This window comes from bacterium, from assembly GCA_037147175.1.
Classification (GTDB): domain Bacteria; phylum Cyanobacteriota; class Vampirovibrionia; order Gastranaerophilales; family UBA9971; genus UBA9971.
This window is the reverse complement of the sequence record JBAWVS010000050.1, coordinates 1-20,092: the sequence shown is the minus strand read 5'-3', so window position 1 is coordinate 20,092 and position 20,092 is coordinate 1. Positions and strand designations below refer to the sequence as shown.

Genomic DNA, 20,092 nt, shown 5'->3' with positions numbered 1-20,092 from the left:
TTGATAGAAATTAATATTATTATTTACAAACTGTTACAAAACAAAACATCTTGAATTGTATAATTAGTGTAGAAATATTTTGATAAATTACGGAGTATAAATAATGATTCTAAAACACTTTACCGCAGGAGAATATGAAACAAATAATTATCTTGTAATATGCGAAGAAACCCATGAGGCGGCCTTAATAGATGCAGGCGGAAATTATAAAAAAACAGTGGATTTATTAAAAGAAACCAACGCTGAATTGAAATTTATTTTGCATACACACGGGCATTTTGACCATGTTCAGGGAGATTGGGAACTTCAGAAAAATTTTGACGTAAAAACTTTTATTCACAAAAATGATGAACTTCTTGCAAATTCTTTGAAGCAGCAGCTTATGATGTTTGGAATGAAAAGTGCTGAATCTCCTAAAATTGACGGGTATTTGGAAGAAGGCCAAATAATAGAAGTCGGAAATATTAAATTAAAGGTTATTCATACACCGGGACATACTTCAGGCGGAGTTTGTTTCCTTGCAGACAAAATTTTAATCTCAGGCGATACCCTATTTGCAGATGCAGTTGGCAGAACAGACCTCCCCGGCGGTTCGTATAAAATTTTGGAAGACTCGATAAAAAACAAATTATTTATTCTTGATGAAGATATAACAGTTTATCCCGGGCATGGACCTTCTACGACAATAGGTTATGAAAAAGAAAACAACCCTTATTTCGGAGCGAAAGCCTCATTAAGGTAGTTTTTCTTTATTAAGATCAAGCTTCATATAAACAGCTTTTGGATAGCGCTCATCTCCTTTTCCATAACCGGCTTCTGCCGATGTGCAATTTTTAAAGCCATTTTTTTTATAAAGTTTTTCGGCTATAGGATTTAGGGTATACAAAGAAAGCTGCTCGTATTTTTTCTCTTTAGCTTGATTTATTAAGGTTTTCATTATCGAATTACCAAGACCTTTTTCTTGCATATTTCGTGCCACAAACACACAAAAAACATAGCCATTTTTTTTGTCATATGAAATCACCCCTCCTTCAGCAATAATTTTTCCTGATCCGTTATTATCTCTGATTATACAAACGTTGCCGTCATAGCCCTCTTCCTTCTTTATTAATTCAGTTAATACCTGTTTCAATCCACTTTGTTCCCTTCTCGTAGGCTTTGGTTTAACCTCATCAGTATTTTTCATAAGTTCTAAAAATTCGGGTATATCGCTTAGTTTCATAGAAGAGGCTTTAAGTCCATTTTTTGCTTCGCAGCTGCCTTTAATAGAGACGGTGTCCGCAATAGGGGTTAAGTTGGTTTGTGTTTTCCCTGAAAAAGAGATATTGTCTTTGCTAATTCTTAAAGTTGGCGCATAATTCTTAATATGATTTATATTCATCGAAATCTTCCTTCTTTTTTATATTCCTATTTTTATTTATACTTTTATTTATACAAATCAAGTGAAGAAAAAAAATTGTTATCTTCAGAAGCAAAAGTTATAAAATTTAACAATATCTTTGATGTTTTACAGCTTATTAAATAATTGAAAATTTTTAATCAAAATGAATACAAATAAAATAAGAATAAAAATTTGCGGAATAACAGGAAAAGAAGACGCGTTGCTGGCAGCAAAGCTCGGGGCATGGGCTGTCGGATTTATTTTTGTTAAAAACACACCCAGATATATTTCTCCTGAAAAAGCGACCGAAATTATAAAAAACCTTCCTGCAAATTTAGTAGAAATAGGTGTTTTTGCAAATGAATCCGCTGAAGATATAAAAACTACAGTAATCGAAGCAGGAATTACAAAAATTCAGCTTCATGGCGATGAATCTCCTCAATTTTGTAAAAAATTGGCCGAAATTACAGGAAAAGAAATAATTAAGGCAATAAAAATAAAAAGTATTGAAAATTTGGAAATTATTTCCCGATACAAGGATAAAGTGTCTTTTATACTGCTGGACAGCTATTGTGAAGAGCAACTCGGAGGAACGGGAAAAGTTTTTGATTGGGAAATCGCTAAAAAGGCAAATGAACAAGGAATTCCTGTAATTCTTGCAGGCGGATTGAATTTTGATAACGCAAAACAGGCTTATGAGTTTGTAAAACCTTATGCCCTTGATATTTCAAGCGGTGTGGAAAAAGATAAAGGAATTAAGGATGCTGAAAAACTTAAAACGCTTTTTTCTGTTTTTTAGGGCAAGTCTTGAATAAAAGTTATCGCTTTTATTGCAATTTCTTTTTTTGTTTCATCCGGTGAATGTCTTAATAGCTCCGCAAAAATACGCGATACTTCATCATAATCATACCATCTGCGTTTTTGTTCTTCGCCTGTTGCAAGTTTGAAGATATCATCAGGAATCATCTCGGAAAAAGGCGGTCTTGATATAATTTCATTCATTAAAAAAGTTGCTGTTTGGCGTTTTTTTCTGTCATCAAGCTGTTCCATTATTTTAAAACATTCTGCTACAACAGGGTCTTGCTCATACCATCTTGTAAAAGCTTTATTTTCTTCATCCATTGTTATAACCTCTCACATAAATTTTATTCAGGCATATACTGTTTCATAATCGTACAATTATTTTTTAATCTGGTAAAGTATAATTATACCCCCTCCAAAAAAGTAAAGATTTTTTATGTATTTAATCGAAATTATTTTGAAAAAATGGTTTAAAAAAAATAAAAAAAAGCCTCCTGTTCTTTTTGAATTGCCTGAGCAGGATGAAGAGTTATACAAAAATTGCGATAAACATCTTTATATGCCGATTGACAGTTCCTCTGATTATCTGGCATGTAAAAACTGCGGACATATAATCAGAAATTATAAAGAAAAAAATTATAAGAAAAATCAGGCAACATATGATAATTTTTGAGGCGAATCAGAAGGAGCAATATTCTGATTTTTTCTTCCGCTAAATGCGATATAGCCAAGTTCCTTATTAAGAGTATTTTTGAGTCTTTTCACCCATTTTCTTCCATCTATGTAAGGAGAGCCAACAAATAACTCGTGTTCTTGCAAATGAACTTTTTCATATTCTTTGAGTGCCTGTCTTCCATTTTTAATATATTCAGGGTGTAATTTATACCATTCTTTTAAAGTCATATTGTCTTTTTTATTGTTTGTTTTATTTCCTGCCAACACAATGTTTCCAAGCGAATTAACGCTGGCTAAGCCTATATCTTTGGCACGTTGTCTGGTGTCTTTTCCTTGAGGAATAATATGTTCTATAGTAGGTTTATATTTATCGCTAAATTTTTTCCCATTATAAAAATCCGGTAATCCCAATATTTCTGCAATCATTCTCAAAGCTTTAAATTTATCTCTTGTATAATCTTTAAAATATCCAAAAGAAACAGTATCTTTAATTGGTTTATTTAACAAAGAAAGGTTATTGAATTTATTTTCAGATGCAGAATCATTCACGCTTGAACGGTTGAAGAAAACTTGTTGTAGTCCTTTAATATTAAGCATAATTCCTCTTTCCTTCATACAAAAATGCACTGTTTTTAAAAACAGTGCATTTTATTTGGTTTATAAAAAATTTTAATTTCCGCAGGATTAAAGTCCTTTTTCTTTTCAGATTTAAATTGTCTTTCACCCAGCCTCAAAAACATTTTTTTCTCCTGTCCCTTTAAGTATGAAAAACGCGGACAAAAAAAGCAATAACATGTAAACTTTATTGAATAAAATTATTTTTATTTTTTATCAAATATTTGATTGCAATATTCCACAATAGGACAAATTTTGCATAGGGGAGTTATCGGTTTGCATGTGCTTTTGCCATGAAGAACCAGAATTTGATTCCATTTTCGCCAGTATTTTTCGGGAAGTTTTTTTCTTAGTTCAAATTCGGTTTCTTCGGGAGTTTTTGTAAAAACAAGACCAAGCCTGTTAGAAATTCTGTGCACATGTGTATCAACAGCTATAGCAGGCTTTTGAAAACCGACAGAGATAACAATATTAGCTGTTTTTCTTCCTACTCCCCTAAAAGCCAAAAGCTCTTCCATCAACGAAGGTACTTCCCCGTTATATTTTTCTGTTAGTATTCTTGAAATATTCAGAATATTTTCAGCTTTTGTTTTGTAATAATTAATTGATTTTATGATTAAGCAAAGTTCTTCATAAGAAAGATTAATCATTTTGTAAGGGGTATCTGCGATTTGAAAAAGTTTTTCTGCTATAGGAAAAGTTATTTCATCTCTCGTTCGCAGGCTTAAAAGGCATGAAACCAGCGCTTTGTAAGGATTTCCCGTATAATTATCTTCCATGACATGCATCGGGTAATAATCATCAAGAATTTTAACTATTTTTTTTATATCGACAATTTTTTTCATACAAGTTTTATTTTTATTTAGGATCAAATTTTCTGGCTTTTAAAACAGGATCAATGCCCAGATACATCATTCCTGTAAATAAAATTAGACCGACTATTGTAATAAAATAGATCATTTTTTATTCTCCTATTTTTTTAGTAAATCTATTAATTTAAAAATTCTTTCTGAAATTTCTGATATGGAATAAATAAACGTACAAGACAAAATCACCCCAAAAATTATGAGTGCAATTTCAGTTAATCCTTATTTTGCATAAACAAATCTGAATATTAATCCTATGGTACCTCCTAAAGAAGCAATAAGATAATAGGATAAAATATTTTTATCGTTTCTGTGTGTTGCAAGAAGTTCCTTTAAATAATCGTTATCCATTAAAAACTATCCTCAAGTTTTTCAGGTTTTATTATAGCAAAGTTTTCGATAACTTTACATTTTTTAAAGGGCGGGTTGAAATATTTCAACCCGCCCTTTCTGTCTTAAATTGATTTTAGCTGCATCTGGAGAAGCCGCAGCCGGGACACATTACGCATCCTTCGCTGAATTCCAGCATCACTCCGCAATCAGGACACTCGGGACAATGCCCTAAGTCAGACTTGCATCCGCCCAGATTTAATTTTATTTGTGCCGCATCAACAGTGCCGCTTTGTAATTTGGCATTAATATTATCTATTCCTGTTAAACCGGCAATTTTATCGAGATTTCTTTCAAGAACTCTCGCAACTGCATCAGAACAGGAAAGAATTACACCGCCTTTTCCAAAAGCAGGAGCAGGGCATCTGATTCCTTTTAACTGTTCAATAATTTCGTTTATATCAACACCGGCTCTCAATGAAAGAGAAATCATCCTGCCTGTTGCTTCTGCCTGACTGGTAGCGCAGCCTCCTGATTTGCCCATTCTGGCGAATACTTCGCATAAGCCTTCTTCATCAGTATTTATTGTTATATAAAGAGGACCGCATCCTGTCTGGATTTTATCGGTAATGCCAAAAGTTACATTAGGTCTTTGTCTTGGTTTTACGCTTCCTAACTCAATCTGGCCATCTGTCAATTCTTCTTTTTTGTCTGCTGAACTTATTTGCATAGCTTGATTAAAGCGGCTGTTGTTTCTGTAAACAGTTGTGCCTTTAAGTCCTGATTTGTATGCAAGCTCATAAGTTTTGGCTATATCTTCTCTTGTAGCTTCTTCTGAAAAATTAACCGTCTTTGAAACAGCATTATCTGTATGAAACTGAAAAGCTGCCTGCATCTTTACATGCCACTCAGGAGTAACATCATGCGCTGTCTGAAAAGCATTAACAATATCTTCAGGAACTCCTTCAATTCCGTGAATCGTTCCATGTTCGGAAATTTTCTGCATTAATTCTTCACTGTAGAAGCCTCTTTCTTTTGCAACTCTCTCAAATAAAGGATTAACTTCAAGAAGATTAGTTCCATCCATAATATGTCTGGTAAACACAAGAGCAAACAGTGGTTCAATTCCGCAGGAAGCATTTGCAATCATACTTATTGTGCCTGTTGGGGCTATACAAGTAGTTGTAGCGTTTCTGATTCCATGTTTTTCAATTTGTTTATCAAGTTCTTTCCACATCTCATCAACAATAATGCCTGATGATTTACCTGAAAAATTGTTGTAAAGGAAGTTTTTCCCGTCATAAATACTGCCTTCAAAGTTTGCAAATTGTCCTCTTGTTTTTGCGAGTTCAACAGAAGCCACTTTTGAATGATAGTCAATAAATTCCATAATTTTAGTTGCGAGAGTCGTACCTTCTTCTGAACTGTAAGGGATTTTAAGTGTCATAAGAAGATCAGCCAATCCCATAATACCGAGCCCTATTTTTCTGTTTCCCTGAACCATTTCTGCGATTTGAGGAAGCGGATAATTATTGACCGTAATTACGTTATCAAGAAAATGTATGGACAGTTTTGTGATAGATTCGAGTTTTTCCCAATCAACTTCAGGGGTGTCTTCAGTATATTTTATTAATTGTGCAAGGTTGATTGAACCTAAATTACAAGCTTCATAAGGTAATAAAGGAACTTCGCCGCATGGATTTGTAGATTCAATTTCTCCAAGCTGAGGTGTCGGATTATATTGATTTACCCTATCTATAAAGACAATACCGGGTTCACCGTTTTTCCAGGCATGGTCAACTATTATGTCAAACACTTCTCTTGCGTGTAATTTTTTGACAGTTTGTTTTGTTTTCGGGTGAAGTAAATCGTATTCTCCATTATTAATTACTGCATCCATAAATTTATCGGTTATTCCGACAGAAATATTAAAGTTGTTAAGCCTGCTGTTGTCTGCTTTGCAATTTATAAACTCGAGAATATCAGGATGATCAACTCTTAGAACCGCCATATTAGCGCCTCTTCTCGTTCCACCCTGTTTAACAGCTTCTGTAGCGGCATTAAACACTTCGATAAAAGAAACAGGTCCTGACGAAACTCCCATGGTCGAGTTTACAACATCATTTTTAGGTCTTAATCTTGAGAAAGAAAATCCTGTTCCTCCACCGCTTTTGTGGATCATTGCCGTATTTTTTATTGCTTCAAAAATTGCATCGAGCGAATCATCAACAGGAAGGACAAAGCATGCCGAAAGCTGTCCTAATTCTCTTCCCGCATTCATTAATGTAGGGCTGTTAGGCATGAAATAAAGATTTGCCATCATTCCATAAAAATCTTCCGCCAGTTTATTTATTTCAGCATCTGTTTTATTGTCCTGTCTGTCAGCAGAAGCAATTGCCTGTGCTACACGCCAGAACATATCCTCGGGGCTTTCAACGGGATTGCCGTCTTTATCTCTTTTTAAATACCTTTTGCTCAAAACAGTCTTTGCATTATCGCTGAGTTTAATTGACTCAGATAAGAATGATGTCACCAGGTCTCCTCCCAAATTTGACTACATTTGTCGACTCTTATTTTTCTTATCCCATACCATATATTATATATAAAAAATTTAAGGGTTAGGCATGCATGTTACAACATAATTTTCTTTAAGTTTGTTAATTTTCTTTAAAATAAATAAACTTAAAAATTTTTTTAAAATACAGAGGCTGTTTGGGAGGTTATATAAATTTATTAAGTAAATTTTTAATAAGTTTTTTGAATTTAAGAGGCATGATTATTTTGAATGCAGGAAATATTTTCTTTTATGTATTTAACCGTTTCTCTGTCAAAGAAAATACAAATATACTGACCGGGATTAAGGCAGATATCCTCGCCTTTTTTAACAACGGTGCTTACAGAACCTAGGGGGCTGGAGTTTAAAGCTCTTTGTGCAGAACTTACCCCTCTTGATTTGCCCTCATCAGGAGAAATAACTCCCGATATAAATCCTGTTGTTATTTCTGCGCCTGTGCTGATAGCCCAGACAGCAGCATCGGCAATAGAAGAAAATTTCCCCAGGACAATGGAAGTTGCGGTGCCTGCAATTGTAACCGGCAAGTTTTTAAGAAAACTTTCTTTTTTTTGTGTATAAGCAAGCTGTGAAACCTCTACAATCATAGGTTTGTCTTCAATAGAAATAATTTTTTCGTCAGGTGTTCTGATTTCAACTATTTTTAGCTGAATAAAAGCGTCCTTGTCTAACTTCCCTGATTTTTTAACTTTTATTACAGAGCCGTAAACCATGCTGGATTTTGGAATTATAGTCTGTCCGCCATAAATTACGTCTTCCAGGAGTGTTGCATTGAATTGCTGCCCTTTCTGTGAGGTGTTGCTGTTCAAACCTGTTTCAATCATTGACAGGATAGGCTGTTTTAAAGGATTTTTTTCGACTTTTTTTTGCAGAAAATCTTTTTTATTTTCTGTCATGGAATTAGAATCAGGCTTTGAAGAAGAAGGAAGCGTGAAATTTAAGCCTAAAAGCACACCGAGTAAAATAGTTAAAATAAAATTTTTTCTCATAAACCCCCTTTTTTTCTGACAATAACAAGTTAGCACTTATACAAAATTCTTTCTAATTTGCACTAATGTTAATTATTTTAAATTTCAGGTATAAAAATTTTAATGTTTTAAGGGAAAATTTTTTGGTTGTTTTATAATGTTAAACTGGTGGCAGTAATTTTATATTATTTTCTCCACATATTTAGAGATTTGAGGATTAAAAAATGCTTAAAAAAGATAAATCAAAGGACAAAAATGAAGAATCATTACAAGAAAATCCTTTTGTTAGTGAATCTGAAGAAATAAAAGAAACTTCTGAAAAACAGGAAGAACAGCCTGAAATGGTATGTTATGAGGATTTTTGCGAATTAAAAAACAAATTCGAAAAACTCGAAGATGATAAAAAAACGGTAGAGTCTCACTACATAAGACTTGCCGCTGATTTTGACAACTTTAGAAAAAGACAGGAACAGGAAAGAGAAGGGCTTTTAAAATACGGGGCCGAAGATACCCTTAAAAAACTTCTTCCTGTAGTAGATACATTTGAGAGAGCACAAAAATCTTTCAAAGAAATTGACGATCCTGAAAAATTAAAAGAAAGTTTTGATGCAGTGCAGAAACAATTTATGGATGCCCTGGAAAAATTGGGCGTTGAAAAGATAGAAACAGTAGGAAAAGAATTTGATCCGAATTTGCATGAAGCTATTATGCAAACTCCTACCGAAGAACATCCCGATCATACCGTTATTGCAGAATTACAAAGCGGTTATAAATTATGCGATAAAATATTAAGACCGGCTCTCGTGAATGTAGCGGTGAATGAGTAAAAGTTAAAGGATAAGAACATATAATGAGTAATCGTAATTATTATGAAATTCTGGGTGTAGAAAATAACGCATCAAAAGATGACATTAAAAGCGCATTTAGAAAAAAAGCCAGACAGCTTCATCCTGATGTAAATAAAGCACCTGATGCTGAAGCAAAATTCAAAGAGCTGGGGCAGGCTTATGAAGTACTTATGGACGATGATAAACGTTCAATGTACGATAGATACGGAGAAGACGGGCTTAAAAATGCAGGATACGATTTTAACGGACCGTTTGACTTTGGTTTTGGCGACTTGAGTGAAATTTTCTCCAGCTTTTTCGGCGGAGGATTCGGAGGCGGCAGACAAAACCCTAACGCTGCAAGAAGAGGAAGCGATTTAAGGCTTGATCTGGAAATAGAATTTGAAGAAGCAATATTCGGATTGGAAAAAGATGTTGAAATAAGACATCTGGAAACTTGTTCAAAATGCAACGGCTCAAAAGCAGAACCCGGATCATCTCCTTCTACTTGCCCTACCTGCGGAGGTTCTGGAAAAGTTCAGCATGTAACTCAAACAATTTTAGGACATTTTACACAGGTGTCAACTTGTCCTCAGTGTCAGGGGCAGGGAAGAATAATTTCCAATCCATGCAAAGAATGCAAGGGAGAAGGAAGAAAAGAAGTAAAAAAATCAATCAATATAAAGATACCTGCGGGTGTTGATGCAGGAAACAAACTTAGAGTCAGCGGGGAAGGTGATGCTGGCCTGAATGGAGGACCTTCAGGAGATTTATATGTAGTTTTATACGCAAAGCCGCATAAAGTGTTCAAAAGAGACGGTGTTAATATTTACCTTGAAAAAGGAATAAGCTTTTCACAGGCAGCCCTTGGGGATTCTATCGAGGTTGAAACAGTTGACGGTAATAAAGAACTTAAAGTTCAGGCAGGAATTCAGTCAGGTACAGTCCTTACTTTAAAAGGAGTCGGTGTTCCTCACTTAAGCACTCCTTCTCGAAGGGGCGATCAGTTTGTAAAAATCAATATATTAACTCCTGTAACTCTTTCTGATGAAGAGAAAAAGCTTTTCGAAAGACTTGCAGAAATTAATAACGAAAAATTAAAAAAAGACGGCCATCTTTTTGACAAAATAAAAGGCGCATTTTCAGGCACTTAATCGCGCTGTCATTGCGAGGAGACTTAAAGAGCCAACGTGGCAATCTGTTTAGTTTTTTTAGAAATATTGAAATTCGGATAGATTCTCACGCCCATGTTACTATTTTTTAATGTTTTTTCATTTTTTGGCAATTTTGAAACTTCACAGACGTTTAAAAAATGTATCTTAAAAAGGTAAAAAAATGTCTGTTGGAATTTCAACTAATTATGTGAATATTCAAAGCAAACCTGTTTTTTGCGGAGTAAAGCCGCAAAAATGGAAAAGCGCTTTGAAATATATTGAATTGTGTCCTAATTCTCCTGTTTCCAAGGATTTTGTGGAAGATATGGCTGAAGGAATTTTAGCTATGGGAGATATCGGGGAAAAAATTATAAAGGCTAATAAATTAAAATATAAACTTGCCCAAAAGGCATCTGATGCTTTTCCTTCTTTAAAAGGAAAACATCCGCAAGGATGGCCAAAAGGTGCTACTTGGGACAATTGCGGTGCATTAAGTTATTCCGGAAAAGTTGGTTTGTTTGAAAATCCTGTCGGTAATGAATTTACAACTGTTAATGCTGTTTGGCATGAAACAGGTCATGAATTATATCGTACGCTTAAAAAAAGGGAAGATTATACAAAAGCTTTTTTAAAAGATATAAAAAACTTGCCTCAAAATCTGGAAATACATAAAAATAAGGTCAAAAGACCTGATTATTATATTGATTACGTAGTTCAAGGCAGTACTCCTCAAAAAGCGACATTAGGAGGCAAGGCAGAAACCTTTGCAGAAATCTTTGCCAAATTAATGGGTGGAAGCGTTCAAGAAAGACTTTGTAAGGGCATGGACAATTTGTATGACGGAATCTTTCCAAATACGATTGTTTATATTAAAGACCTGCTCCGTTCTATTGGTAAAAAATAATATTTTGTCTTAAATTTATTGAAATAGTGATTTGATGGGTCTATAATTCTGCTTAAGGAATTATTAAAAATGACTAACAAAACAAAAAATAAATTCGCATATTATCTCGGAAACTCAATGTATATAAATGTAACCAACTTATGCACAAACGAATGCGTGTTTTGCATAAAAAGCGCAACAGACAACGTTGGCGGGGTTAATCTGGTTCTGGAAGAAGAAAATTTTTCCCATGAAGATATAATCCGAGAAATAAAAACAACTTATGCAGAAAACACAAAAGAAATTGTTTTTTGCGGTTATGGAGAGCCTTTAATCAAGCTTGATCTTGTTATAAATATCGCAAAATTCATAAAGCAAAACTATCCTGATGTTCCTGTCAGGATAAATTCAAATGGACAGGGAAATTTAATACATAAAAGAAATATAATCCCGGAATTAGTCGGGCTTATAGATAAAATTTCAATAAGCCTTAATGCCGAAAATGCAGACCTTTATCAGGAACTGTCAAAGTCCCGTTATGATGCTGTTATAGCTTATCAAGCGGTAAAAGACTTTATTTTTGAGAGTGTTAAAGCCGGAATAGACACAACAGCAACAATCGTTACAGGTTATGGCGATTATAAAATTGATGTTGAAAAATGCAAAAAAATAGTCGAAGATCTCGGAGCAAAATTCAGAATTCGTGAATGGCTTCCGCAGGGGTATGAATAAGGAAAGATTTTTATTGGTTTACACAAAGTTTTCAGCGTATTTTAATAGGTATATGGACATTATTTTGTAAAGGAAATGGAAAAATGAGTAAAGCACTTGATACAATTATGCAGCCTAAATCGATAGCTATAATAGGAGCAACCGCAAAAGAAGGCGCTGTCGGCAACGAAATTTTAAGCAACCTTCTGAAATATGGATTTACCGGAGATCTTTATCCTGTTAACCCGAAGGCAGAAGAAATCTGCGGTTTGAAAGTATATAAAAGTATTCTTGATATTCCCAACAGCGTTGAAATGGCAGTAATTATAATTCCTAAGGATTTCGTTCCTGCAGTTATAGACCAATGCGCAGAAAAGGGTGTTAAAGGTCTTGTAATTATTTCAGCAGGATATAAAGAAACAGGCGCAGAAGGACTAAAAGCCGAAGAAGAATTGAGAGACCAGGTCAGAAAATACGGTATGAAATTAGTGGGTCCAAACTGTCTCGGTGTTATCAATACAGATAAAAAAGTCAAATTAGATGCTTCATTTGCTATGGCTCTTCCTGTAACAGGAAAAACAGCTTTTATTTCTCAATCAGGTGCTTTAGGAGCAGCTATTTTAAACCTGTTGGAAGACTTAAAAGTAGGTTTGAGCCAGTTTGTTTCTATAGGAAATGCGGCTGACTGCACAACAGAAACTTTCTTAGACTATTGGAAAGATGAACCGAATACAGACCAAATTTTATTATATATGGAAACAATTTCAGAGCCTGTGGAATTTAGCAGATTAGCTAAAGAAGTTACAAAGAAAAAACCGGTAGTCGCTATTAAAGCAGGAAGATCAGCGGCAGGAGCATCAGCAGCTTCTTCTCATACAGGTTCTCTGGCAGGTGCAGACCTTGCAGCAGACGCTTTATTGAAACAAAGCGGTATTATAAGAGTAACTTCAGTTCTTGAGATGTTTGAAGTAGCCCAGGCTTTCGAAAATTGTCCTATCCCTAAAGGCAAAAGAGTTGCTGTTGTTACAAACTCTGGTGGCCCAGGAATTATGGCAACTGATGCTATTTGCGAACTCGGTTTAGAAATGGCTCAGATTTCCGACAAAACAAAAGAGTATTTAAGAAGCTTTTTACCTGCGGCTGCAAGCGTTAAAAACCCTATTGACATGATAGCGACTGCTCCGCTTGAGCATTATCCGAAAACACTCGAAGCAGTTATTGCAGATGAGAATGTTGATGCGGTTATGATGATTTCAGTTCCGTTTAAAAACGTTATTCCGATAGAAATTGCTCAAATAATTATGGACGTTAAAGCAAAACATCCTGAAAAGCCTGTTCTTTGCGTAATGATGACACCAAACAGTTTCTTTAGTGAGCTGAGCAAGATTAAAACCAACGTTCCTTTCTATCAATATCCTGAATCAGCCGCAAATGCGATTGCTAAACTTTATCAGCAGTGTGTATGGACACAAAGACCCGAAGGTAAAGAACCTAATTTCAGCGTGAACAAAGAAAAAGCGAAAGAAATTATTTCAATAGCACTTAAAGAAAACAGAAGCCAACTTACCACTTTAGAATCAATAGATGTGCTTGATGCTTATGGAATCAGGACATGTAAATACGCTTTTGCTTCAAATGTCGATGAGGCAGCCGCAGAAGCTAATAAAATCGGTTATCCTGTTGTAATGAAAATTACATCAACAAAAATTTCTCATAAAACAGAAGTTGGCGGTGTAATAGTAGGAATAAACAGCGAAGAACACCTTAGAACAGAGTATGCCGAACTTATCGAAAGACTTGAAGCAAGAAATATTGCACAAGACCTCGATGGCGTTATTGTTCAGGAAATGGTTAAAGGAAACAGAGAAATGGTTTGCGGCGTGGCTACAGACCCTCAATACGGACATCTAATGATGTTCGGGCTTGGCGGAATCTTTGTTGAAACTTTAAAAGATGTTGCTTTCAGAGTAAATCCTATTACTGATGTTGATGTAAAAGAAATGGTTCAATCCGTAAAAGCATATAAAATCTTAAAAGGTGCAAGAGGAGAAGGCTCTGCTAACATTGAGCAGATTGAAGAAACTCTTTTAAGACTTTCTCAGCTTATAAAAGATTTCAGCTTCATTAAAGAACTTGACATCAACCCACTGAAAATTTCCGACAAAACAGCCGAAGGTGTTGCAGTTGACGGACGTATTGAAGTTAATATAGAAGAAGCTAAAAAGGCACTCGGGCTTGGTTGCGGATGTGGCTGCAGCTGCTCATAGCAGCTTAAACTGATACATTCTCTTCCTGAAGAGCCACGCCTGCTATTTGAGTATCAAGCACAGCCAATTTTTTTAAAGGACCTTTTCCTGATTTTTCAATAAGTTTGGGAGACTGTTCGTTTGCTGATGTAATAATTTGTTTTAATTCTTGATAAACAGCTTCACTGTTTTCTACGTATAAAACCAGCGGCGGTCCCACAATTTTTAGAAAAATAAGAACAGGTTTTCTTGTTTTGATTTGTGGTGTTTGGGCGTATTGATTCATTTGCATTTTCCTTTTTGGTTTTTTTGTTACGTATAAAAAAGTCACGCTGTTATGTGTAAATAGGGAATTAAAAGCTTGCAAGCCTTAAACCTATTGACTTTTACATGACAGCGTGAAAAACATGTGAGGTGGTTGTTGTTGTGGACACAATTTTATAATATTATTTTAAACTTGAATTTTCATCCGCTATAAAAATGAAAAAACAGACTGACAAATAGCCAGTCTGTATTAAAAGATTTAAAAATTGTCGGAGATGGGACTTGAACCCACACAGATTGCTCCACACGCACCTCAAGCGTGCGCGTCTACCGTTCCGCCACTCCGACTTACGAGGTTGTGATTAAGTATCTGATAAATACATCAAAAAATCAATATTGTTTTAAAAATGAGTTTAGAATTAATTAAATTTCCTTACGTGCTTGATATGGTAAAATCATAAATTATAAGTATAAACGGAGTTTTTTTGTATGAAAGATCTGCCCAAGGCATATAGTCCAAAAGAAGTTGAAGATAAAATATATAAATTCTGGGAAGAAAATAATTGTTTTAAACCAGATGCAAAGAGTCAAAAGCCGCCTTTTAGTATTGTAATTCCTCCACCGAACGTAACAGGCGTTCTTCATATGGGTCATGCTTTAGATGGAACACTTCAGGACATAATTATTCGTCATAAAAGAATGTCAGGCTTTGAAACCCTCTGGCTTCCGGGTACCGATCATGCCGGAATCGCAACTCAAAACGTGGTGGAAAAAGAATTAAGAAAAGATAATATTTCAAGGCACGATATTGGCAGGGAAAAATTCCTTGAGTACACATGGGACTGGGCAAATAAGCATAAAAGCAGGATTTTAGGGCAATTTAAAAGGCTTGGAGCTTCTTTTGATCTTTCAAGAGAAAGATTCACCCTTGATGAAGGATGTTCAAAAGCTGTTAAAGAGGTTTTCGTAAGTTTATATAATAAAGGTTTGATTTACAAAGGCAAATATATTGTAAACTGGTGTCCGAGATGCAGGTCTGCAATAAGTGATATAGAAACCGATTATGTCACAGAGCAAGGTCATTTATGGGAAATAAGCTATCCTTTTAAGGATTCTTACGGGGCTATTGTTGTTGCTACAACAAGACCCGAAACTATGTTTGGAGATGTGGCCGTAGCGGTTAATCCAAATGACCCTAAATATCAAGATTTAATCGGAAAATCAGTAGTTGTCCCGATAATCGGCAGGGCGATTCCTATAATTGCGGATGAGGCAGTAGAAATAGGATTTGGAACAGGGGCTCTTAAAATCACTCCTGCCCATGATCCGAATGACTACGAAATCGGAAAACGCCATGGACTGAGCCCTATCTGGATTATGGATGAAGCAGGAAATCTTCTTACTGATGAGAATGTTCCTTATGAGCTGCGTGGGCTTGAAAGAAGCAAAGCAAGGGAAAAGACCCTCGAACTCCTGAAAATAAGAGGGGAATTTATAAGAGCAATCCCTCATGAACATAATGTCGGTCATTGTCAGCGTTGTTCAGAAACAATAGAGCCGCTTCTTTCCGAGCAGTGGTTTGTAAAAATGCCTGAAATCTCAGAAAGACCGATAAAAGCGTTAGAAACAGGCGAACTTGGTTTTATCCCAGAAAGATGGACAAAAATTTATCTCGATTGGATGGAAAATGTCCGTGATTGGTGTATAAGCAGACAATTATGGTGGGGACATCAGATTCCTGCTTACTATTGCGATAGCTGCAAAGAAATGACTGTGGCGATTGAAAAACCAGAAAAATGTACAAAATGCGGAAATTCAAGCTTAACTCAGGAAACAGATGTTCTCGATACCTGGTTTTCATCAGGTTTGTGGCCGTTTTCAACTATGGGCTGGCCTGATAAAGAAAGCCCTGACTTTAAAAAATTCTATCCGACAAGTGTTCTTGTGACCGGATTTGACATTATTTTCTTCTGGGTGGCGAGAATGGTCGTTATGGGCTATGAATTTACCGATAAATCACCGTTTGAAACCGTATATATTCACGGGTTGATTCGTGATGAAAAAGGTCAAAAAATGAGTAAATCCAAAGGTAACACGATTGATCCCGTTGAAATAATTGATAAATACGGATCAGATGCCCTTAGATTTACATTGACAAGCCTTGTGACTTATGGAGGTCAGGATATTAAAGTTTCCGACGAGCGTTTTGAATACGGAAGAAACTTTGCAAACAAAATTTGGAATGCCTCTAAGTTCGTTCTTATGAACCTTGAAGGGGTTGATGAGTCGGTAATTGATTTCAATGAGCTTACTATTGCAGATAAGTGGATTCTCCATAAGTTCAATGAAACTGTCCTTGAAGTAAATAAAAACCTAAAATCATATAGATTTGGGGAAACAGCGCAACTTTTATATGAATTTTTCTGGAATTCATACTGCGATTGGTATGTGGAAATCGCTAAAGTCCAGCTTAATAATCAATCTACTAAATTAAATACACAAAGAGTTTTAAGATACGTGCTAGAAAGGACATTAAGGCTTTTACACCCAATAATGCCTTTTATCACAGAAGAAATCTGGCAGCTTATACCCGGCAAAGTATATAAAGATGATTCTCAAACTCTTATGACTACTGATTTCCCTGAATATGATGCTGATTTTAAGGATGAACAGGCAGAATATAAAATTAATACCGCGATTGAAACTATAAAATCTGTCAGAAATATTCGGCAATCTTTCAATATACCTGTTAGCGCAACTATACATGCAGAAATCTATTCTGAAGATGCAACCTCAAAAGAAATTTTCGACACTATAAGACCTTATATAGAAAATTTTGCAAGGGTTGAGAAACTTTCTGTTAAAGCAGGAATCCCTGCGGAAATTCCTGCTCAGTCAGCAACAATAATGATGGGGGCTTCCCTTATAGTTGTTCCTCTTGCAGGGCTTATTGATTTGGATAAAGAAGTTCAAAGACAAAATAAAAAACTTGAAACACTGCTTAATGAGAAAAAAGGTCTTGATTCAAGGCTTAACAGTCCTAAATTTCTCGAAAGTGCTCCGAAAGAAGTAATTGCCCTGACCCAAGAGCGTATTAAAGAAATTGAACAGCAAACTCAAGCGATTCAAGAGCTTTTAAAGTCTTTAAAGAAATAACTTTGGATTAACTCGAATTGCTTGTAATTAAATTTACGCGTCATTGAGAGGAGAGGATCTAAACTCGGCGCGGCAAGCTATTTTGTTTTTATAGATTGCTTCGCTATGCTCGCAATGACGATTTTGACGATTTAAATTAATTAAGCAAATAAAAATTACAATTGTAAAGTTTTATTTAAAAGATGCAGATTATCGATTTTCAAAGTTTTTATATATATATATAGATATATATAAAAATTCTTTTTGTTTTACTTTTCTGAAAAATCAGTATAATAAAAAAAGATAACCAACTTAAATTTTAAAAAATCCAAACCAAGAACAACAATCTATCCAAAAAGGAAACCGATTACAAATGGAAGACACAGAAAAAAATAAAGAAAAAGGAAAACTAATAATAGCTGATTTCAAGACTGAACCAAAAATTCAGCCTAAGCCGTCTATCAATAATTCCGCTCATCAGTCAAATCCTATTTTAAACAGATTGTTTAAGCTTACTCATAATGAATTAATTAAAAATAAAGATAACTATAAATCGTTTTCAAAGTTTAACCCTGACGATTTAAGATAACTAATTTTTTTATAATTTTTAAAAGCGACAATTTACTTGTCGCTTTTTTACTGTTTCTCTTATTTTATTATTTAGGTATAATTAAAATAAACTCGTTTTGGTATAGAGTTAATAATATGGAGCTAAAATAGTGGGTGATATACAACCTTTTTTAAATTATCTTGAAATCGGAGAACTTTATCAAAAAGTAGGTGATTTTGAAAGAGCCAAAGAAGCTTATGAAAAAGTTATTGAATGTCCTGAGCTGGCATCTTTTGCATGGGTAAATATTGCCAAAATTGAAGCAGCCAGAAACCATTTAAAAACAGCCAAAGAATATTATTTAAGAGCTATTGAAACTGACGCTGAAAGTTATGAAATTCTTTATAACTACGCAAATTTTCTTCTGGATATCCAGGATTATGAAGAAGCTATTGAAAATTATGATAAAGCACTTGAAAAAGAACCCAGTCTGGCGCTTGCCAATTACAATAAAGGCGTTGCTTACAGCAGAATGGAAAAATACGAAAAAGCGATTGAATGTTATTTAAAATCCCTTAAAATGAATCCTGATGACTTTTTCTGTCTTTTTGACCTCGGAATTCTTTATTTTGAAATAGGCAATATAAAAGAGGCTGTTAAGCATTTCCAAAAAGCAATTGAATTAAATCCGAAAGAAAGTAAAGCTTATGAATATATGGCAGAATGCTTTAAAAAGACAAATCAGTTTGATATTGCATTAACGCTTTATAAAAGAGCTTTTGACCTAAATTCCGATGATATTATTCTGAAATATAAAATGGGAGATTTATATCTTGCTTTAGGGCAGGCCGATGAAGCTATGAAATTATTTAATAATGCTCTTGAAAGTAACTCTGTAGACGTGCTTTTGATTTACAAGAGAGCATGTACTTATGCGGATATGAACGATAAAGATAACGCAATGAAAGAATTAAGTATTGCCATTCAATTTAATCCCATAATTAAAGACATGGCGCTTATTGAACGGTCTTTTCTTCCTTATCATGAAGATGAAGAGTTTAAAATGGTTATTAATTCAAGAAGAAGACCTTTATAAAAATTTATTAAAAATTACTTGATAATTTGCTTTAAAGCGAGGGATTCTATATTATCCAGTTCAAGTAATTTTTTATGGACTGAATTAACTGGATTTTTATCAACAACGTTGATTATATAAGTTAATTTAATCTGATTTTTTTTGCTTAATATTTTGTTAGCGTCAACTTCTTCTATGTTTTTAAATTCTTTGTAAAACCAGTCCTGAATTTCTGACATGTTTTCTTTTGAACAAATGACTGATGCTCTTATTGTTGCACCCTTATTTATATGATTGGATAGAAATCCGCTTTCGAACTTTCTGATTACTACAAGAACAAGAAAAGTGACTACTGTCGTGATTATGGCCAGTTCATAAGACCCGACACCAACAGCCATGCCTAAACTTGCGGTAACCCAGATAGTTGCTGCTGTTGTTAACCCATAAACATTTGCCCCATAATGAAGCACCGCTCCCCCGCCTATAAAACCGATGCCTGTAAGTATTTGTGCGGCTATACGTGCAGGATCGTTTACTATTCTGACTCCGTTTTGTATAACTTCAGAAGTGAAACCGTGCAAAGAAAGTATTGTAAACATCGTTGAACCAAGACAGATAAGTATATGAGTCCTCAGTCCTGCCGTTTTGTTTGTCATTTCTCTTTCAAGCCCTATAATAAGGCCTAAAATAAGCGATATACTTATTTTTATTAGAATTTCAGGGTTGTGATAATTTATAAAAGGTAAAATTATTGATTTCATTTTTTATTAAAAATTCCACTATATACTGCAAATGCGCAAAATAAATATAACATGTTTTAAAACATTTTGTATTTTTATTTTATAATTAACTCGAATTGCAAAATAAATTAATCAAACCGTCATTGCGAGGAAGCTCGAAGAGCTGACGCGGCAATCCGTTTTATTTTTTATAGATTGCTTCGCTATGCTCGCAATGACGATTTTGACGATTTAGCAATTCGAGTTATACTGAAACGAGTTTGTTTTCAGGAAAACCGGCAAAGCCGGATTTTCCCGAA

Annotated in this window: 20 protein-coding genes and 1 tRNA gene; 11 read left to right on the top strand and 10 right to left on the bottom strand. The window is 34.7% G+C overall.

Annotation, left to right across the window (positions count from 1 at the left end):
- The first annotated feature begins 103 nt into the window (after window positions 1-103).
- Window positions 104-742, top strand: coding sequence for an MBL fold metallo-hydrolase (locus WCG23_10820; GenBank protein ID MEI8390361.1), 639 nt, complete (start codon window positions 104-106; stop codon window positions 740-742).
- Here WCG23_10820 and WCG23_10815 read toward each other — a convergent pair.
- Window positions 734-1,381: a GNAT family N-acetyltransferase gene (locus tag WCG23_10815; GenBank protein MEI8390360.1), complete on the bottom strand. Its 648-nt coding sequence runs from the start codon at window positions 1,379-1,381 to the stop codon at window positions 734-736. The two genes, WCG23_10820 and WCG23_10815, sit on opposite strands and share 9 nt — an antisense overlap.
- A 163-nt stretch (window positions 1,382-1,544) precedes the next feature.
- On the opposite strand from WCG23_10815, the gene WCG23_10810 reads away from it, so the two are divergent.
- Entirely contained in the window at window positions 1,545-2,180 is a 636-nt protein-coding gene (locus WCG23_10810) for a phosphoribosylanthranilate isomerase (GenBank protein MEI8390359.1), read from the top strand.
- Here the strand turns inward: WCG23_10810 and WCG23_10805 are convergent.
- Complete coding sequence (locus WCG23_10805; protein MEI8390358.1) at window positions 2,177-2,503, bottom strand: hypothetical protein; 327 nt, start codon at window positions 2,501-2,503, stop codon at window positions 2,177-2,179. The genes WCG23_10810 and WCG23_10805 overlap by 4 nt on opposite strands.
- Window positions 2,504-2,618: 115 nt before the next feature.
- On the opposite strand from WCG23_10805, the gene WCG23_10800 reads away from it, so the two are divergent.
- Complete coding sequence (locus WCG23_10800) at window positions 2,619-2,855, top strand: hypothetical protein (GenBank protein MEI8390357.1); 237 nt, start codon at window positions 2,619-2,621, stop codon at window positions 2,853-2,855.
- Here the strand turns inward: WCG23_10800 and WCG23_10795 are convergent.
- The 5 genes from WCG23_10795 to WCG23_10775 form a co-directional block, all read right to left on the bottom strand.
- Window positions 2,831-3,454 carry a DUF1524 domain-containing protein gene (locus WCG23_10795; GenBank protein MEI8390356.1) on the bottom strand — a complete coding sequence of 208 codons (624 nt, stop codon included), beginning with the start codon at window positions 3,452-3,454 and terminating at the stop codon, window positions 2,831-2,833. The genes WCG23_10800 and WCG23_10795 overlap by 25 nt on opposite strands.
- A 224-nt stretch (window positions 3,455-3,678) precedes the next feature.
- The gene (nth, locus tag WCG23_10790) at window positions 3,679-4,317 is read right to left on the bottom strand and encodes an endonuclease III (protein MEI8390355.1); all 639 of its coding nucleotides are present in this window, start codon (window positions 4,315-4,317) and stop codon (window positions 3,679-3,681) included.
- A 243-nt stretch (window positions 4,318-4,560) separates the two neighbouring features.
- Window positions 4,561-4,689, bottom strand: coding sequence for a hypothetical protein (locus WCG23_10785; protein MEI8390354.1), 129 nt, complete (start codon window positions 4,687-4,689; stop codon window positions 4,561-4,563).
- 115 nt (window positions 4,690-4,804) lie between these two features.
- Window positions 4,805-7,177 (bottom strand): vitamin B12-dependent ribonucleotide reductase, encoded by a 2,373-nt coding sequence (locus WCG23_10780; GenBank protein ID MEI8390353.1) that lies wholly within the window; start codon window positions 7,175-7,177, stop codon window positions 4,805-4,807.
- 254 nt (window positions 7,178-7,431) lie between these two features.
- Complete coding sequence (locus WCG23_10775) at window positions 7,432-8,229, bottom strand: hypothetical protein (GenBank protein ID MEI8390352.1); 798 nt, start codon at window positions 8,227-8,229, stop codon at window positions 7,432-7,434.
- A 203-nt stretch (window positions 8,230-8,432) separates the two neighbouring features.
- Here WCG23_10775 and grpE point away from each other — a divergent pair, with 203 nt between their 5' ends.
- The 5 genes from grpE to WCG23_10750 all read left to right on the top strand — a co-directional run bounded on the left by grpE (window position 8,433) and on the right by WCG23_10750 (window position 14,050).
- Entirely contained in the window at window positions 8,433-9,035 is a 603-nt protein-coding gene (grpE, locus tag WCG23_10770) for a nucleotide exchange factor GrpE (protein MEI8390351.1), read from the top strand.
- 23 nt (window positions 9,036-9,058) lie between these two features.
- Complete coding sequence (dnaJ, locus tag WCG23_10765) at window positions 9,059-10,189, top strand: molecular chaperone DnaJ (protein MEI8390350.1); 1,131 nt, start codon at window positions 9,059-9,061, stop codon at window positions 10,187-10,189.
- Window positions 10,190-10,370: 181 nt separating this feature from the next.
- Entirely contained in the window at window positions 10,371-11,093 is a 723-nt protein-coding gene (locus WCG23_10760) for a hypothetical protein (GenBank protein ID MEI8390349.1), read from the top strand.
- A gap of 69 nt (window positions 11,094-11,162) precedes the next feature.
- Complete coding sequence (locus WCG23_10755) at window positions 11,163-11,804, top strand: TatD family nuclease-associated radical SAM protein (protein ID MEI8390348.1); 642 nt, start codon at window positions 11,163-11,165, stop codon at window positions 11,802-11,804.
- Between the two features lie 83 nt (window positions 11,805-11,887).
- Complete coding sequence (locus tag WCG23_10750; GenBank protein ID MEI8390347.1) at window positions 11,888-14,050, top strand: acetate--CoA ligase family protein; 2,163 nt, start codon at window positions 11,888-11,890, stop codon at window positions 14,048-14,050.
- Window positions 14,051-14,054: 4 nt separating this feature from the next.
- Here WCG23_10750 and WCG23_10745 read toward each other — a convergent pair whose 3' ends face one another.
- Window positions 14,055-14,315, bottom strand: a complete 261-nt coding sequence (locus WCG23_10745) for a hypothetical protein (GenBank protein ID MEI8390346.1) — start codon at window positions 14,313-14,315, stop codon at window positions 14,055-14,057.
- Between the two features lie 245 nt (window positions 14,316-14,560).
- Window positions 14,561-14,641: transfer RNA gene (locus tag WCG23_10740), tRNA-Leu, on the bottom strand.
- Window positions 14,642-14,782: 141 nt separating this feature from the next.
- Between WCG23_10740 and WCG23_10735 the strand changes: the two genes are divergently transcribed.
- The 3 genes from WCG23_10735 to WCG23_10725 all read left to right on the top strand — a co-directional run bounded on the left by WCG23_10735 (window position 14,783) and on the right by WCG23_10725 (window position 19,074).
- Window positions 14,783-17,449: a valine--tRNA ligase gene (locus WCG23_10735; protein ID MEI8390345.1), complete on the top strand. Its 2,667-nt coding sequence runs from the start codon at window positions 14,783-14,785 to the stop codon at window positions 17,447-17,449.
- 352 nt (window positions 17,450-17,801) lie between these two features.
- Entirely contained in the window at window positions 17,802-18,017 is a 216-nt protein-coding gene (locus WCG23_10730) for a hypothetical protein (GenBank protein ID MEI8390344.1), read from the top strand.
- A gap of 130 nt (window positions 18,018-18,147) precedes the next feature.
- Window positions 18,148-19,074 (top strand): tetratricopeptide repeat protein, encoded by a 927-nt coding sequence (locus WCG23_10725; GenBank protein MEI8390343.1) that lies wholly within the window; start codon window positions 18,148-18,150, stop codon window positions 19,072-19,074.
- A gap of 14 nt (window positions 19,075-19,088) precedes the next feature.
- Here WCG23_10725 and WCG23_10720 read toward each other — a convergent pair whose 3' ends face one another.
- Window positions 19,089-19,814, bottom strand: coding sequence for an MgtC/SapB family protein (locus WCG23_10720; protein ID MEI8390342.1), 726 nt, complete (start codon window positions 19,812-19,814; stop codon window positions 19,089-19,091).
- Between the last annotated feature and the right edge of the window lie 278 nt (window positions 19,815-20,092).